The sequence below is a fragment of the Cupriavidus sp. 05N39 genome (assembly GCF_056397325.1).
On record NZ_JBFTNE010000380.1, the window covers coordinates 1 to 380 of the forward strand.

Here is a 380-nt window from a genome sequence, read left to right on the forward strand (position 1 = left end):
GAGCGTTCACAGTCTGGTCATCAATCACAATGCTTCAACCCCGGGGATTAGGAGCCGCATCCTGCGGAAATTCGTCGCGAATTCGCTGCAGATAACGACCGGATGCCACAGTGTCGCCAAGCTGCGCCTCGATTTGAGAGGCAAGTTGTAACACGGAACGTGTGGCCGGCGCAGCCGCAAGACGACGTTGCGAAAAGGCGCGCGCCTCGAAATAACGGCCCTGGCCATACTCGCTGCGGGCCATCGATTCCAGCGCGTAGGCGTTGGTCGGGTCCAGCTGGATGGCGTTGCGCAGGTCGCGCGCGGCCCGTTCGGCCTGGCCGGCATCGAGGGCGCAGCCGCCGGCATTGGCCAGGGCCGAGGCCGGCGTCGCATAGCCC

General features: G+C 64.7%; 1 protein-coding gene. It reads right to left on the minus strand.

Annotated elements, in window-relative coordinates:
• Nucleotides 1-34: 34 nt before the first annotated feature.
• Nucleotides 35-380 (minus strand): tetratricopeptide repeat protein (locus AC1DN0_RS41800; protein ID WP_477146714.1); only part of this gene is annotated, 346 nt, incomplete at its 5' end.